The sequence below is a fragment of the Acinetobacter psychrotolerans genome, from assembly GCF_048552595.1.
Classification (GTDB): Bacteria; Pseudomonadota; Gammaproteobacteria; order Pseudomonadales; family Moraxellaceae; genus Acinetobacter.
Genome location: NZ_JBIMDK010000014.1, coordinates 1 through 15,871 on the forward strand (window position 1 = coordinate 1; position 15,871 = coordinate 15,871).

General features: G+C 37.4%; 12 protein-coding genes and 7 tRNA genes. 5 read left to right on the forward strand and 14 right to left on the reverse strand.

What is annotated here, in order from left to right:
* Positions 1-2 precede the first annotated feature (2 nt).
* From ACG94X_RS12150 to ACG94X_RS12185, 8 genes are all read right to left on the reverse strand, one after another.
* Positions 3-79, reverse strand: a tRNA-Asp gene (locus ACG94X_RS12150).
* A gap of 19 nt (positions 80-98) precedes the next feature.
* Positions 99-174: transfer RNA gene (locus ACG94X_RS12155), tRNA-Val, on the reverse strand.
* Positions 175-371: 197 nt separating this feature from the next.
* A tRNA-Asp gene (locus ACG94X_RS12160) sits at positions 372-448 on the reverse strand.
* Positions 449-467: 19 nt separating this feature from the next.
* Positions 468-543 (reverse strand) — tRNA-Val (locus tag ACG94X_RS12165).
* 73 nt (positions 544-616) lie between these two features.
* Positions 617-693, reverse strand: a tRNA-Asp gene (locus ACG94X_RS12170).
* A 45-nt stretch (positions 694-738) separates the two neighbouring features.
* Positions 739-815: transfer RNA gene (locus ACG94X_RS12175), tRNA-Asp, on the reverse strand.
* A gap of 23 nt (positions 816-838) precedes the next feature.
* Positions 839-914, reverse strand: a tRNA-Val gene (locus ACG94X_RS12180).
* A 350-nt stretch (positions 915-1,264) separates the two neighbouring features.
* Entirely contained in the window at positions 1,265-1,657 is a 393-nt protein-coding gene (locus tag ACG94X_RS12185; protein ID WP_419383992.1) for a YbaN family protein, read from the reverse strand.
* A gap of 231 nt (positions 1,658-1,888) precedes the next feature.
* Between ACG94X_RS12185 and ACG94X_RS12190 the strand changes: the two genes are divergently transcribed.
* From ACG94X_RS12190 to dapE, 3 genes are all read left to right on the forward strand, one after another.
* Positions 1,889-2,740, forward strand: coding sequence for a DUF1853 family protein (locus ACG94X_RS12190; protein WP_419384067.1), 852 nt, complete (start codon positions 1,889-1,891; stop codon positions 2,738-2,740).
* A 143-nt stretch (positions 2,741-2,883) separates the two neighbouring features.
* On the forward strand, positions 2,884-3,024 hold the full coding sequence (locus tag ACG94X_RS12195; protein WP_419383993.1) for an entericidin A/B family lipoprotein: 141 nt from the start codon (positions 2,884-2,886) through the stop codon (positions 3,022-3,024).
* Between the two features lie 225 nt (positions 3,025-3,249).
* Positions 3,250-4,383 carry a succinyl-diaminopimelate desuccinylase gene (gene dapE / locus ACG94X_RS12200; RefSeq protein ID WP_419383994.1) on the forward strand — a complete coding sequence of 378 codons (1,134 nt, stop codon included), beginning with the start codon at positions 3,250-3,252 and terminating at the stop codon, positions 4,381-4,383.
* Positions 4,384-4,457: 74 nt separating this feature from the next.
* Here dapE and ACG94X_RS12205 read toward each other — a convergent pair whose 3' ends face one another.
* From ACG94X_RS12205 to pilG, 6 genes are all read right to left on the reverse strand, one after another.
* The gene (locus ACG94X_RS12205) at positions 4,458-4,922 is read right to left on the reverse strand and encodes a hypothetical protein (protein ID WP_419383995.1); all 465 of its coding nucleotides are present in this window, start codon (positions 4,920-4,922) and stop codon (positions 4,458-4,460) included.
* A gap of 8 nt (positions 4,923-4,930) precedes the next feature.
* Entirely contained in the window at positions 4,931-9,358 is a 4,428-nt protein-coding gene (locus ACG94X_RS12210) for a hybrid sensor histidine kinase/response regulator (RefSeq protein ID WP_419383996.1), read from the reverse strand.
* A gap of 137 nt (positions 9,359-9,495) precedes the next feature.
* Positions 9,496-11,565: a methyl-accepting chemotaxis protein gene (locus ACG94X_RS12215; RefSeq protein WP_419383997.1), complete on the reverse strand. Its 2,070-nt coding sequence runs from the start codon at positions 11,563-11,565 to the stop codon at positions 9,496-9,498.
* Between the two features lie 43 nt (positions 11,566-11,608).
* On the reverse strand, positions 11,609-12,145 hold the full coding sequence (locus ACG94X_RS12220) for a chemotaxis protein CheW (RefSeq protein WP_419383998.1): 537 nt from the start codon (positions 12,143-12,145) through the stop codon (positions 11,609-11,611).
* Between the two features lie 3 nt (positions 12,146-12,148).
* Positions 12,149-12,517, reverse strand: coding sequence for a response regulator (locus ACG94X_RS12225; RefSeq protein WP_419383999.1), 369 nt, complete (start codon positions 12,515-12,517; stop codon positions 12,149-12,151).
* 21 nt (positions 12,518-12,538) lie between these two features.
* The gene (gene pilG / locus ACG94X_RS12230; RefSeq protein WP_004827613.1) at positions 12,539-12,922 is read right to left on the reverse strand and encodes a twitching motility response regulator PilG; all 384 of its coding nucleotides are present in this window, start codon (positions 12,920-12,922) and stop codon (positions 12,539-12,541) included.
* Positions 12,923-13,205: 283 nt separating this feature from the next.
* Here pilG and ACG94X_RS12235 point away from each other — a divergent pair, with 283 nt between their 5' ends.
* The gene (locus ACG94X_RS12235) at positions 13,206-13,847 is read left to right on the forward strand and encodes a hypothetical protein (protein ID WP_419384000.1); all 642 of its coding nucleotides are present in this window, start codon (positions 13,206-13,208) and stop codon (positions 13,845-13,847) included.
* A 293-nt stretch (positions 13,848-14,140) separates the two neighbouring features.
* Positions 14,141-15,856, forward strand: a complete 1,716-nt coding sequence (locus ACG94X_RS12240; RefSeq protein WP_419384001.1) for a proline--tRNA ligase — start codon at positions 14,141-14,143, stop codon at positions 15,854-15,856.
* Positions 15,857-15,871 lie beyond the last annotated feature (15 nt).

Genomic DNA, 15,871 nt, shown 5'->3' on the forward strand with positions numbered 1-15,871 from the left:
AATGGCGCAGCGGACGGGACTCGAACCCGCGACCCTCGGCGTGACAGGCCGATATTCTAACCAACTGAACTACCGCTGCATATATCCAACATTAAAGTTGGTGGGCGCTGACGGGATCGAACCGCCGACAACCTGCTTGTAAGGCAGACGCTCTACCAACTGAGCTAAGCGCCCTGAGTAGGATTCAACAAAGTATAACTTTGCTTAAACAAAAGATAAAATCTAAGACTTTTCTAATGTTCATCCTTAAAATATAAGATAATCAAATCTTATTGTTTTTAATAGGTAATAAAAAAATATTATTACTTTTTTAAAAACGTGTCACTAAGTATTACAGGCCAATGTATCTTCATCTCAGGAACAAAGATAAATGGCGCAGCGGACGGGACTCGAACCCGCGACCCTCGGCGTGACAGGCCGATATTCTAACCAACTGAACTACCGCTGCATATATCCAACATTAAAGCTGGTGGGCGCTGACGGGATCGAACCGCCGACAACCTGCTTGTAAGGCAGACGCTCTACCAACTGAGCTAAGCGCCCTGAGTGAGGATTAACTAAAAAATCAATCAAACCCTAATCAGGCATTACACCCTATTGCAATCTTTATGTAAAGTGGCGCAGCGGACGGGACTCGAACCCGCGACCCTCGGCGTGACAGGCCGATATTCTAACCAACTGAACTACCGCTGCACTTTGACAATATAAAATTGCAAACAAACGACTGAAGAATTTAAGTGGCGCAGCGGACGGGACTCGAACCCGCGACCCTCGGCGTGACAGGCCGATATTCTAACCAACTGAACTACCGCTGCACTATAAATTCAACATTAAAGCTTGGTGGGCGCTGACGGGATCGAACCGCCGACAACCTGCTTGTAAGGCAGACGCTCTACCAACTGAGCTAAGCGCCCTAACGACTTCATCGTTTGTGAGGTGCATTATAGAGAATATAGAGTGTGTGTCAAACGCTTTTATCCATGATTTAACCTTTTTGCGTTTGAGTGATTAAAAAATAGATGATTTTCAATAAATAACTGCTTTTTTGGTTATTATTTATCTATTTATCGGAATATTTCGTGGGTTAAAAATTGCGTTCTTTTTCATTTTTTTATCCACTCAACTTAAGCCGATCAAATAACAATCAACTATTAATAAGTGAGCTGATCTAAAAATCTTTATTTTCGCAACCTTGTACTCATCAACAACATCTATGACTCTATATATGTATAAAAACGATCTGCGAATATCTTAAATTTTGTTTTTAATTTTCAATTTCTGATTCTGGCTTCACAACAATTTTAGGCTCAGGACGTGACCAAAGCCAAATTGAAACAATAAGCATAGTTAAATCTGTGAAAATTTTAACTGCTAGAGGTGCATTGGTAAATAACATGATCACACCACTCATTAGCATCATGATACTGGCAAACCATTTGGCTTTGCGTGGAACTGTACCATTTTCACGCCATGCTCTTAGCGTCGCACCGTATTTAGGATGATTAAGCAACCAATAATCGACTTGCGGCCACCCTTTTGATGCAGCCCATGCAGCTAAAATAAGAAAAACTGTTGTTGGCATGCCTGGTAATATTGCTCCGATAAAACCAAGAACAATAAAAACGACGACTAATATTCGCCAAAACAAATTTTTCATACATTTACTCAATCTACCAATGTGACGAGTATAACGCCCAAATGATTGGGTTCGTCAGTTTTAAGCCGGCTCTCGCTATTTTATTTTTTGTTGCGTATAAGAATGTATGTTGTTCAATATTTTTAATCGAAAAATAAATAAATATTGATATGTTTTCTTTATATCAAGCATCAATTCAGCGATATTCTTATTGCATAATAGATTGTGGAGTTTTTATTGAGAACAGATCCTATGACAACGCTTTTTGAACCGTGGTTAAGCTATAAGCATCCAATTGTGCGTCAGCTCGCGTTTTGCATTGCAAGTCCAAATATACTTCAACGTATTCCACAATCTTTAGATATTCAAAATCATTTCGAACTACACCCTCAAGATTTTTGGCAACAACAATTTGAAGATTATCAGTTTAGATTAACTGAGTTAGATAAAGACCCAGAACCATTAATTGCATTTTTGCAGCAATTAAAAAGTACCCGTCTGGGATTAAGGTTTGAATATTTATTCTGGTTTTGGCTACAAGATAGAGCCAATCAACATTTTCAGTTGATTCAACACAGCATTCAAATCATTGCAGGGAAAAATACTGTAGGGGAAATTGATTTTTTAGTTCTCAATCTTGCCACACAACAAATTGAACAATGGGAAGTGGCGCTAAAATATTATCTAGGTGAATCAGATTTAGCGCTTTTAAATTGGTATGGTTTAAATCGTAGTGACACCTTGTTTCGTAAATTGAACCATTTCTCCGCAAAACAGTTTCAATTCAATCAAGTGCTCGATTTTAAAATTGAAAAAAAGTTAATGGTTCTGAAAGGTCAACTTTATATACCTCAATATCAAAGCAATAGCACCTTGCCAGAATGGATCAATAACAAAAGACGACTTGGTCATTGGGGCTACAATATTCCACACAATCTTGACGATCATTTTTATCGTTTACAAAGACATGAATGGATTTGTCCAAACTTAGAGCAGACATCGCCAACAGCGCATTGGTGGTGTAATGGGCTTTATCACAATAAAAATACACAAGAATTTTATATGTATAGGCAAGCACCGTTAATTTTTTACAAATCACAATGATCATTTACAGTGTAAATAGCATGTAATTATTCATACAATCAAATACACAGTTTAACCAATTGTCTTATAAAAAAATCTATTTCCATAATTTGTAATTCTGTATGCTAAACAAACATCTAAAAAGCTTACAAATGGAGATGTTAATGAAAAAAATTTTTGCTGCTTCACTGCTGATTGCATTTGTTTTAACAGGTTGTAATACTTTCAAAGGCATGGGTAAAGATGTTTCTAAAGCGGGTGATGCTGTAACAAATACAGCTGAAAAAGCTGAAAATAAATTGTAAACTTCATCTATACGATCATAGCCTTATCAACGAATAGGGCTATTTTTTGCTTTAATTTAACGATTTATCCAGTATAAATGCATCGCATTGATATCATTTTAAAAGATATAAAGGCAAAGTGACAGTTTAATCTGCGTTTCAATGAGCGACTTTTTGCATTTAGGTTTTCATTCAGATATATCTTCCTCTATTATATCAAATAATTTGATTAATCGATTTTTGTTCATGAATCACTCGGATACTTTAGATCTTAGCTTACAACTTCTTCGTCAACCCTCTGTGACCCCTGTTGATCATAACTGTCAAACCATCATGGCTGAGCGTTTAGCCGCTATTGGTTTTAATATTGAAAATATGCGTTTTGAAGATGTTGATAATCTTTGGGCAAGACGTGGTACAAGCTCCCCTGTTTTTTGCTTTGCAGGTCATACAGATGTGGTTCCAACGGGTCATTTAGATGCTTGGGAATCTGATCCATTTTTACCAGAAATACGTGATGGTAAACTTTATGGACGTGGCAGTGCCGACATGAAAACTGCATTGGCAGCCATGGTTGTTGCCTCTGAACGCTTTGTAAAAAAGCATCCAGATCATAAAGGTTCGATTGCATTTTTAATCACGTCAGATGAAGAAGGTCCATCGATCAACGGTACCGTCAAAGTTATTGAAACATTAGAAGCACGTAATGAAAAAATGACGTGGTGTCTGGTCGGTGAACCATCAAGCACCAATACTTTGGGTGATATTATTAAAAATGGTCGTCGTGGTTCACTCAATGCCGTGCTGACTGTAAAAGGTAAGCAAGGTCATGTTGCATACCCACATTTAGCAATCAACCCCATTCATATTGCTTCTAAAGCAATTACAGAACTGTGTGATACTGTTTGGGACAATGGTAATGAATACTTTCCTGCCACTACGTTCCAAGTTTCAAATATTCAAGCAGGAACAGGTGCAACCAATGTCGTTCCTGGTACAATGACGGTGACCTTTAACTTCCGTTATTCAACCGAAGTGACTGCAGAACAATTAAAACAACGTGTTTTAGATATTTTAGATCAGTATAATTTTGACTATGATATTCATTGGACATTGTCAGGATTACCATTCTTAACCCCTGTTGGTGAATTGGTGAATGCTGCAAAAAATGCCATTAAAAATGTTACTGGTACAGAAACTGAACTTTCGACCAGTGGTGGTACATCGGATGGACGTTTTATTGCACCTACTGGCGCACAGGTACTTGAATTAGGTGTTTTAAATGCCACCATTCATCAAATCAATGAACATGTAAATATTGATGAATTAGAGCCTTTGGCTGAGATTTATGAACAAATTTTAATAGAATTACTGGCATAGTTTTTCTATACATTGTGAATGTAGAAAAGGACGTTTAAAACGTCCTTTTCTATTTAGAATTGTTGAGCATTCAATTAAGCTTTCTTAAGCCCAATTTGTACCTGAATTTGATCTAGATCAGGAACATGATAAATACTATCCCCAATTTTCACATGCTGTAAAATCGTTTTATCCTTCGTTTTATTTTCCGCATCAATCACTTCAGAAATACGCAAACGAATAGACTCTGGCATTTCATTACACATCAAAGCAAAACGCTCATCCGCGTCTTCGCCTTCAATGATTAAAGCCACCCCTAATGTTTTTTTCGGATCACTGACACTAAAAGTAGGTAATTCCTTTTCATGCCATTCAACAGCTTTTACATGTGTTGCACTATCCTGAGCCGAAAGTACGATGTTTTGTGGCAACAACATCGGTGCTTTCTCATAGCAATCAATAATATAAGCATCAATAAAACCAGTGGATACAGTAATTAGATGTTGTAATTCCTGTGTACTAATTTTATCAAGAGCTGATTTTTCGATATTCTTAGCCATGATTACTCCTATTTAACCGTCAACAATGCGTCAATATTTTCTAACAAATCAGCTTCTTGGAATGGTTTACCCATATAATTCGTTACCCCTAAGCTAAACGCACGCTCACGGTGTTTTTCACCTGTACGTGAGGTAATCATAATAATCGGTAAATCACGATGAACTTCATGGTGACGGACTAAGTTCGTCACTTCAAATCCATCCATACGTGGCATCTCAATATCCAAGAGCATCAAATCTGGTTTGGTATTTTCAAGCTGCTCTATGGCATCTACACCATCTTTGGCAGTAATAACATCGAAACCTTGACGCTCCAAGAGACGTGATGTCACCTTACGAACCGTTACCGAGTCATCCACGATCATAATTAAACGACGTTGATCACGATGACGTTGTTTGTCTTGATTCAGATGTGCAGCACTACTACGAGTCGAACCTTGGACTTGTCGAGCAATACTTTGACCATCTAAAATCAAGCATACTTGACCATCACCCAGAATCGTTGCCCCTGCAATCTCGTTGATCGAAGCGAATTGCTTCCCAATTGGTTTTACGACAATTTGTGAACGTGAACCAATCAGCTGATCGACCAGAATTGCAATCGACTGCCCCATGCTGCCTTTAATGAGCAATACAGGGAGTGAATGTGCAATACCATGTAAACGTGGCGTGATTTGATTCGCAGTAAATTCGCCCAAATAACGCAATTTATAACTTTGGAAATCGATATCAAAATAGTCCTTCTGCGTTTCAAAGTATTCTTCTAATGCAGCAGGTGAAATTCGAACGATACGATCAATTTGCGATAATGGTACAGCGAATTGTTGGTCGCCAACTTTTACCATCAAGGCATCACTGACGGCTACAGTGGTTGGTACACGAATCGTAAATGTTGAGCCTTTGCCCAGTTCAGAACTGACCGTAACCTGACCACCCAATAGTTTAATTTCGCTTTGTACGACATCTAGTCCAACACCACGACCTGATATTTGCGTCACTTGCTGCGCAGTACTAAAACCAGGGTGGAAGATGAATTGTAAAATTTCCGCAGCTTCTAAATTTTGTTCAGCTTCGATTAAACCTTTTTCAACTGCTTTGGCATGAATAATCTTTGGATCAATCCCTTTACCATCATCATTAAAGGAAACCAAAACATCGGTACCTTGACGGGTAATATTAAGATCGATACGCCCAGTCAGTGGTTTACCCAATTTCTGACGCTGTTCTGCATCTTCAATACCATGGTCAATTGCATTTCGAAGCATGTGTTCTAATGGAGAAACCAACTTTTCCAAAATATTACGGTCTAATTCACCTTCAGTGTTATTCACCACCAGTTCTGTCGGTTTATTTACTGTAGAAGATGTTTGGCGTACTAAGCGTTGTAAACGTGGCAATAAACGAGAAAATGGTACCAAACGCGTACGCATCAAACTCTCTTGAATTTCGGCTTGAATACGTGACTGTTGAAGCAATAAACCTTCTGTATCACGGATTTTTTCAGCCAATGTCGTTTTAAAGTCAACCAAGTCAGATGCAGATTCCGCCAATGATTTTGACAATTGATTCAATGATGAATATTGATCCATTTCTAATGCATCAAAATCTGCATAACGTGAACCGATTAAATCACCATGTTTGGCAATAATTTGTGACTCAAGCTCACCTTCCATTCGACGTAACTGATCCGCCAAACGTTGAATCGCCAACTCCATATCAGTCAAGGTATTCCCCAACTGCCCCAAATCCATCTCGATACGTGAACGGTTAATTGCATTTTCACCAGAGAGGTCAATCATTTTCTCAACCAAATCCGCAGAGATACGAATCATCTCACTATTGGCTTCAGTTTTTTCTGAAAGATCCCATTCACCTAACATTGATGGTGGCTCTGCTCCATCGCCTTGAATAAATTCATTTGTGGATGCTTCAAACTGTAAATTGCTACGTGATAATTTATCAGGAAGCTGCGCTGATACATCAACGTATTCAATTCCGTGTAAGTTTGATTTTAAGCCATTAAAATTATCATAATTGCGTTGGAATATTGCGGCATCTAGCCATTTAAAGGTTTTTTCAAGTAATCCATCATAAACATTGGAGCTAAAATTATGTAAAGCAAATCGCTCAAAAGCATTTTCTAATTCATAAGAAATATCAGCAACTTCTTCCAATTTCACCATTTTTGCACCGCCTTTCAAGCTGTGTGCAATACGCTGTAATTGAAGAAGTAAACTACGATTACTCCGTTGATCAAACCACTGACCTAATATTCTCAAACCATCATCAATCAGCTCACGTGCTTCCTCGATAAAGGTTTCATGTGCAATCATTTCAACTGGATCTAAATCGGCATCATCTGCATTGAGTTGCAGTAATTCAGTAGCAGATAGTTCTTCATCAATTGGCTGGACAATATCATCTGAAACATAATCAACTTCATGTAATTCGTTAAAATCACTGGTAAATTGTTGCTGAATTTCAGGCTTAACTGTGTCTTGTGGTGTATCCAATGGACGCTGCTGGTCAATATTTTCTAATACTGAAAGAATATGTACAGCTGGATAATCAATCGATTTTTCACGAATTAATTGAATACGATCCGCAACATCATCCTGAATCAAGCGAATTGATTGAATAATTTGTGGTGTTACTTTCAATTGACCTTTAATCACACGCTCATAAATTGTTTCTAATTCATGTGCAATCAAACCAATATGATTCGCTTGAACCATATTTGCACCACCTTTTAAGGTATGCAAATAACGCATGAGATTATTTAACGCAGTGGTATCATTTGGACGACTTGACCAAGTATTTAAGTCTTGATCCATTCCGACCAATAATTCATCTGCTTCCTCAATAAAAATATCGAGCACATCTGCATCAAAATCGTTATGAGTATTTTCAAGATCAATCGCTTGCTTATCTTTATTAATTTGAGTCAGTACATAATTACCGACGGACTCAACTGGGCTCATTTCAACAGTATTTGCTTCAACAGCAGGAGTGGTAACTTTACCTTCAGTCGCTTCAATTTCTTGATGAAGATAATCATGCAATTCAACCAAAATTGCTTGGGCTGAATCATCTAAACTCACACGTTGCCCAGATGCTAAAGTATCAAATAAATGAATAAACTCTTGATGTGCTTTTGAGAATATCTCAAATGCATAATCGGTATTAAGCAAATCAGGTTTTGCCAACACTTGATCATAACTATCTTTCAACCCAAGGCTGAAATCATGAATACCAAGAGATGCACGATTATTACTATGTTCTACCAGTAATTGCGCTTGTTGGCTGAGTTGTTGGAAATAGTTTGGATATTCAACTTGAGCACGTTTATCAAATTCAAACTCAGCATCCAATAACAAATCAATTTCCAAATCAACCAGTTGTGAAACTAAGCCAACTTGATTGTCATTTTCATGCTGATATTGATTTTGGAAGTCGTAACGATCCCATGCATCATTGAATTTTCGATAAATATTTTTAAGTTCAGTGTCTTGCGGACCTTTTTGTTTTAAAATGTGCAAATAGTCACTGACAAATTCGGCATAGTGCGTCAGTAACGCATTTTCATTTCTCGAAGATTCGGTATCTTCTTGCACCAAAACTTTAAATAAGTGTTCGACTTTGGTACTTGCTTCAAAGACATCACTCACATGCGCCATTGAAGAACTTCCACGCAATGTATGTAATGCGCGAATCAAACGATTATATTGCTCTGAAGTATGCTCTTCCACGTGTAAAAATGCATTAATAACCGCAAGGTGTTCTTCAGACTCTTCGACAAATATAGCCAATGTTTCTGAGTCTAAGTTATCTTCTACATGTGATTCTACAAAAGACACTTCAGCTACAGGCACATTTTCATGCTCAGATATTACTGGAGTAAGATCCTGATCATTAATTTCCAAACCTGTTATTGCATTTTCATTATTCAAACTTTTTGATAATAAAAGCAAATCATCCAAAGCAGGTTCTAAGCTTTGTTTTTGTTGTAATTGTTGCCCCAAAAACACCAAGGGCGCTAAATCGATATGATGCGATCGTTTATTTGAAAACTCAGCATAAAGTTTATATTTATAAATATTGAATACGGTATCGACATATTTTTGAATCGTTGGCGTCAATTCTAAATTTTTCGCAATGATTCGATTTAAAGTATCTTCTACTGTCCATGCAAGCTCACTTGAGCTCTTAGCACCAACCATACGTCCAGACCCTTTTAGAGTATGGAAATAACGGCGAATAGTGACCAAAAATTCGTCTTGAGGTTCGATCTTCCATTGCTCAAGTACGGGCGCTAATAATTCAAAAATTTCTTCGAGTTCTTCTACAAAAATTTCTAAAATTTCATCGTCCTGATCAATATATGCATCTTCAGGTAAAGTAACGTGTTCCACTAAATGTTTTAATATTTCTTTCATAGCTCAGGCTTCTATGTTAGTTCCCTTCTATGGGACTAAAACCGATCAAAATTTTAATCAGACTGAATGACTTTAGAAGGCTTTCATGATCCTATGTATATCTGCAAAATAAAAATATACATAGGATACCAATCGTTTTATTCAGGTAGTTTAAAGTCTGAAACAGATTGACGTAATGAATCTGCCATATTCGCCAATTCAGATACTGAACGAGCAGTGTCAAACGTAGCACCTGTTGTTTGAGACGTAATTTCCTGTACGACATTCATCGTATTTGCAATATGACCTGCAGATGCCGACTGTAATTTCGCAGACTCAGAAATACTCTCAATCAATGTCGCCAAGTTACTCGATACAGATTGAATCTCATCCAATGCAACACCCGCATCTTTCGCAAGGTTCGCACCACGTACAACCTCAGACGTGGTTTGTTCCATCGAAATTACAGCTTCGTTGGTATCGGTCTGAATCGTTTTAACCAGTGTTTCAATCTGTTTCGTTGCAGAAGCTGAACGCTCCGCAAGACGCTGTACCTCATCTGCTACCACGGCGAAACCACGACCTGCTTCACCTGCCATTGACGCTTGAATTGCAGCATTCAATGCCAAGATATTCGTTTGATCGGCAATATCGTTAATCAACGAGACAATGTTACCAATCTCTTGAGAAGACTCACCCAGACGTTTAATACGTTTCGATGTTTCTTGAATCTGCTCACGAATTGTATCCATACCTTCAATAGAACGGTTTACAACATCTGCACCATTTGACGCAATTTGTACCGAACGCTGTGCTACTTCCGCAGACTCAGCAGCATTTGCTGATACGTGGTCAATAGATTGTGCAATTTCATTAATCGCTGTAGAAGCACCAGCAATTTCTTGCGCCTGATGTTCAGAAGCTTCAGCTAACTGGTTGGTAATGTCCTGCGTATTTTGGGTATATTGTGCAACTTCTTGTGATGTATCATTAATTCGAGATACAAGGTCACGTAACTGATCGATTGCAAAGTTAATCGAGTCGGCAATTGCTCCCGTAAAGTCTTCGGATACTGTTGCATATGAACGCAAATCACCATCTGCCAAGTCTGCAATCTCATCCAGTAGACGTAAAATTGCATTCTGGTTACGGTCATATTCATCCTGTAAACGAGTTACACGAACTTTATCTGATTCACTACGTAAACCAAGTAATTTAAATACTGCAAATAAGAACGTGCCTAAAGCAAAGATTAGAATCAAAGCAGGTAAAATTGTTCCAGCACCTGTATTGATTGAAAGTCTATTCAAACCTTTCAATAAATTATCAGACTCAGCGAAGATACTTGCAGACGCTTGACGCACTTTAAAAATTTGATCTGAGTTTTTAAGTACCGAATTTGATGCCAATTTCACAATTTCGCTATAGTCAGCTTTAATGCTTTCTAATGACTCACGTAATTCAGGCTTATCAATACGTATTACACCCAACTCAGGATTGCCGTTTAATTGCGCATCTAAATATGTACCAAATGTTTCTGTATCGGCATTAAAATCTTCTGCAGATGCACGAGTATTATCCGAACCACCGAGTACAGAACCAATCGAACGTAAAATACGTTCCGCAAGGAATACTTGGTTCTTGGCAATAACCACCTGAGTACTTGGCATATCATCACGTGCCATTTGGTCAACCATTAAGTTATATTCTGCCTGCATCCCCGGAATTACATCCGAAACTGCAATATTGGTGTCATATAATTGATTAATGATTTTTTGATGTGTCGTGATCATGTCAATATCAGCAGAAACTTGTTTCCACGTTTTTTCAACATTCGCAACTTCTTTAGAAGATGCGTGAATATCTTTCACAACTTCCAAGTTTTCTTTGAATTTATTCTGTGAAACTTTAAGTGCTTCAATTGACTCTTTACTGCCTGATGCTGTCGCTTCAGTTGCTTGACGAGATAAAGTTTGAGATAAAAGTTTTAATTCACCCAAACTACGAGTTAAGTCGTTACTTCGAGGAACGGTATAGAACAAAATCAAAAGTAAAATGATTGCGACAATGATACTGACAAGCGCCATATGAATGAATGGCTTTGATTTATCACTCTCTCCAAATAGTTTCGCAAAATCATCAATTTTTGATTTGGCTTTTGTTAATACGCCTGGACTACTTTTTAGAGCAGTATCCCCTGTATTCTTTTTCTTTAGTTTAAAGCCCATTCAGCTTCTCCCGGTTCGCTTAACTCTATTATAGGCGCCAAAGCTAGTTTATAAATTTTTCTGATGCATTCATGTATTGAGTATCATTTAACAAACGACTAAACAAAAATACATTCCAAGCCTGATTATGCTGTTGGAAATAACCTTGACAATACGTTTGAAGATTTTCTTCTAATTCATTATTTGTAGAAAAAAAACCTTTTTTATTAAAATGTTGAATCCCCAAAACCTGATCTACGATCAGTCCGACATAGTGGTCATTATGACTAATACATAAGACTTTCTGAGTGGGTAAAAATTGGCTTCTCTGCCCCGACAAATAAAAAGCCAAATCTGAAACTGACAATAACCGTCCGCGAATATTCGCTAAACCTTTTACCCAGCCCTGAACATTGGGAACTGGTGTATATTTCGGCGGGTATATCACCTCAGAAACCTCACCTAATGGAGCAACAAAATATTGCCCCATCATTTCAAATGCAATGCCTGACCATCGGCTTACTTCACTTTCGTTGTCCGCGTAATTTTTATTTCCCCGCTTAGACAATCGAAGTAATTCGATAAATCCATTTGCTGCCATACATTATCCTGCTTGAAGATGCTGCTTAATCGTATTGATTAGCTGACTCTCATCGATTGGTTTTGTTAGATAATCACACGCACCTTGACGTTTTCCCCAAACACGATCTGTTTCCTGATCTTTAGTACTGACAATAACAATTGGAATATGTTTTGTCGTTGCACCACGTGCTATTTGTCGAGTTGCCTGAAAACCGTTAACACCAGGCATAACCACATCCATAAGCACTAAATCTGGCAACTCTGCTTGTGCAAGTGTAATACCATCTGCACCGTTGGTTGCTTCTAAAACATCAAATCCATGTTTTGTTAAAATTTCTTTAAATCTAAACATTTCTGTCGGTGAATCATCAACTATTAAGATTCTCGCCATTACATCCCCCCAATTAACCTTTTAAGCGCTCACATGATTGCGTATCGCATTTAATAATTCATCTTTACTAAATGGTTTTGTTAAATATTCGTCAGAACCGACAACACGTCCTTTTGCCTGATCAAACAAGCCATCTTTACTTGATAACATGATGACTGGAATATTTTGATAATTTTGAGAATTTTTAATCAAAGCACAAGTTTGATAGCCATCTAAACGTGGCATCATAATATCGACAAATACAATATCTGGATTCGCTTCTGCAATTTTAGAAAGTGCTTCGAAACCATCTACAGCAGTGACAACTTCACAACCTTCTCTTTGCAATAATGTTTCAGCAGTACGACGAATGGTTTTAGAATCATCAATAACCATGACTTTTAGATTTTGAAATTTATCGTCCATTTAATACCCCTTTCCGTAAGCTTGGATTGAATTGTGCTGAACAGAATTATTTTTACAATTAGTTAGCATTTTTTAACATATATTAACTAACTTTATCAATGAGCATTTCTTGTCGAGAATCTCACTTCATAACTAAAACTACAATAAATCTCACATAAAAAAAAATATTCTGCTGTATTTTAAAACTTTATTGTTTATTTAAGTCATTTAACGTCCTAAAATGATAATAGACTTATTTGAAAATCAAGTAAATTACTTTAATTTTGGGGATGGCAAACTTTTTATGGAAAAAAAATTCTATTGCCAAAACATAGGTAAAAAAACAATAAAAATAACAAGCACTGTCTTGTCTATGATCATGCTTTGTACAGCTTCATTCAGCTTTGCAGAGAGCCAACAGCCTAAAGCGACTTGGTATAGATATTATGACAAAAATGGCGTTGCCAATATCAGCAGCTCTGTGACACCTGCGCATATAAAAAATGGTTATGAAGCACTTGACCGTAATATGCAGGTGATCAAGCGTAGCAAAGCTTATAATGTAGAAAAAGATTTACAACAATCTTCTTCTCGTGCCGATGAACTGCGAAAATCAGAACAAGACTCTCGCTTGAAACGTGCTTATAGCAACTCTAGTGTTGCTATTACTAAGAAAAATGAAGCTCTAGCAAATATCAAACAGCAAATTGCCTTACAAAATCAGAATCTTAAACAAATTCAAAATGACCGTATTTTATTAAAACGACAAGAAATTGAATATTATCGCACAGGCAAAACTGTACCGACGGTCTTAAAAGATCGTATTAAATATAATTCTGAAAATATAGCACGTACAAAGACTTACGTTCAAAACCTACAAACTAGTTATCGCGACACTCAAACCTATTATGATGATATTATTAATCGTTTAAAAAAACTTGAATAATCAATCATTTTAATTTTAAAAAATAGTAAATTATTATCAATAAAATGGCTATACAGACTTATCTAAACATTAAACAACATCAATATTTTCGAAAAATTGCGTGTCTTGCTATTAATTCAAGAAAATAATTATTGAAATACTAACTCATTTCATCAATCTATTTTTATAACCCAAGCTACCGTTCAGTTAACTTGAAGATTGATATTTTAAATCTAAGCAACTTTATAAATGTTCCTGTGCGCTTTTTAACGTATAATCGTGCCTTTAAATCTAATAATTTTAGGACAGTTTCCATGCGCGCGAGTCGCTTTTTATTTGCTACGTTAAGAGAAACCCCAAACGATGCTGAGGTTATTTCACATCAGCTCATGTTACGTGCAGGGATGATTCGTAAATTGGCTTCAGGTTTATACACTTGGTTGCCGATGGGTGTACGTGTGCTAAATAAAGTGGAAGCGATTGTACGTGAAGAAATGAATCGTGCAGGCTCACTTGAAGTATTCATGCCTGTGACCCAACCTGCTTCACTTTGGGAAGAGTCTGGTCGTTATATACAATATGGTTCAGAACTTTTACGCTTTAAAGACCGTCACAATAATGATTTTGTCCTTGGGCCTACCCATGAAGAAGTGATTACTGATTTAGCACGTAATGAGCTAAAAAGTTATAAACAACTACCAATCAATTTTTATCAAATTCAAACTAAATTCCGTGATGAAATTCGCCCACGCTTTGGTGTGATGCGTTCACGTGAATTTATCATGAAAGATGCCTACTCCTTCCATGTCAATCAAGCATCGCTACAAGAAACATATGATGTCATGTATGACACTTATTGCCGAATTTTCACCCGTTTAGGTTTGAACTTCCGCCCTGTTCAAGCCGATACAGGTTCAATTGGTGGTTCAGGCTCACATGAATTTCATGTGTTAGCTTCTAGCGGTGAAGATGATATCGCTTTTTCTACAGACTCTGATTATGCTGCTAATGTGGAAATGGCTGAGGCAGTACTTGTAGGCGAACGCGCTGTACCGTCTCAAGCACTTCAAATTGTTGATACACCAGACCAAAAAACAATTGCCGATGTTTCAGCATTCTTAAACACTAACCCTGCTCAATCTGTAAAAGCACTTTTAGTCCAGGGTGTTGCAGATGAAAAAGGTCATGTTCCAGTTGTGGCTTTATTCCTTCGTGGCGATCACGAACTGAATGAGATTAAAGCAGAAAAACATCCTCTTATTGCTGTACCTCTCGTTTTTGCGACAGATGATCAATTACAAGCACTTGATTTAACTGCTGGTTTTTGCGGCCCACAAGGTTTAGTTGAAAAAGGCTTAACTGTCGTGATTGACCGTGCTGCATCTGTCTTGTCCGACTTCATTGCTGGTGCAAATGAATTAGATAAACATGCAACTGGTGTAAACTGGATTCGTGATGCTCAATTTACCGAAATCTATGATCTACGTAATGTTGTTGAGGGTGACCCATCTCCAGATGGTCAAGGCACAATTCAAATCAAGCGTGGCATCGAAGTTGGTCATATTTTCCAATTGGGTCAAAAATACTCAGAAGCTTTAGGTTGTAAAGTTTTAGGTGAAGACGGCAAACCTTTAGTTGTGACAATGGGTTGTTATGGCATTGGCGTAACTCGTGTTGTTGCATCTTCAATTGAGCAGAATTTTGATGATAAAGGCATTATTTGGCCAACAGCCATTGCTCCTTTTGAAGTTGCAATTATTCCAATGAATGCACACAAATCTCCGCGTACTGTAGAAGCTGCTGAAAACCTTTATGCAGAACTTCAAGCTGCAGGCTACGATGTAATTCTTGATGATCGTAACGAGCGTCCAGGCGTTAAATTCTCTGATTTAGAGTTAACAGGTATTCCACACCGCATTGTCATTGGTGAAAAAGGCTTAGATGCAGGCACTTTTGAATATAAAGGTCGTCGTGATGAAGAATCCGTAAACCTAAATAAAGAAGAACTGCTTACTAAATTGACTAAATAACTCTTTATTTAATAT

Excerpts from the sequence above, each read along its gene's own strand:
- ACG94X_RS12185 (WP_419383992.1), bottom strand. The coding sequence starts at position 1,657 with ATGAAAAATTTGTTTTGGCGAATATTAGTCGTCGTTTTTATTGTTCTT.
- ACG94X_RS12190 (WP_419384067.1), top strand. The coding sequence starts at position 1,889 with ATGACAACGCTTTTTGAACCGTGGTTAAGCTATAAGCATCCAATTGTG.
- ACG94X_RS12195 (WP_419383993.1), top strand. The coding sequence starts at position 2,884 with ATGAAAAAAATTTTTGCTGCTTCACTGCTGATTGCATTTGTTTTAACA.
- dapE (WP_419383994.1), top strand. The coding sequence starts at position 3,250 with ATGAATCACTCGGATACTTTAGATCTTAGCTTACAACTTCTTCGTCAA.
- ACG94X_RS12205 (WP_419383995.1), bottom strand. The coding sequence starts at position 4,922 with ATGGCTAAGAATATCGAAAAATCAGCTCTTGATAAAATTAGTACACAG.
- ACG94X_RS12210 (WP_419383996.1), bottom strand. The coding sequence starts at position 9,358 with ATGAAAGAAATATTAAAACATTTAGTGGAACACGTTACTTTACCTGAA.
- ACG94X_RS12215 (WP_419383997.1), bottom strand. The coding sequence starts at position 11,565 with ATGGGCTTTAAACTAAAGAAAAAGAATACAGGGGATACTGCTCTAAAA.
- ACG94X_RS12220 (WP_419383998.1), bottom strand. The coding sequence starts at position 12,145 with ATGGCAGCAAATGGATTTATCGAATTACTTCGATTGTCTAAGCGGGGA.
- ACG94X_RS12225 (WP_419383999.1), bottom strand. The coding sequence starts at position 12,517 with ATGGCGAGAATCTTAATAGTTGATGATTCACCGACAGAAATGTTTAGA.
- pilG (WP_004827613.1), bottom strand. The coding sequence starts at position 12,922 with ATGGACGATAAATTTCAAAATCTAAAAGTCATGGTTATTGATGATTCT.
- ACG94X_RS12235 (WP_419384000.1), top strand. The coding sequence starts at position 13,206 with ATGGAAAAAAAATTCTATTGCCAAAACATAGGTAAAAAAACAATAAAA.
- ACG94X_RS12240 (WP_419384001.1), top strand. The coding sequence starts at position 14,141 with ATGCGCGCGAGTCGCTTTTTATTTGCTACGTTAAGAGAAACCCCAAAC.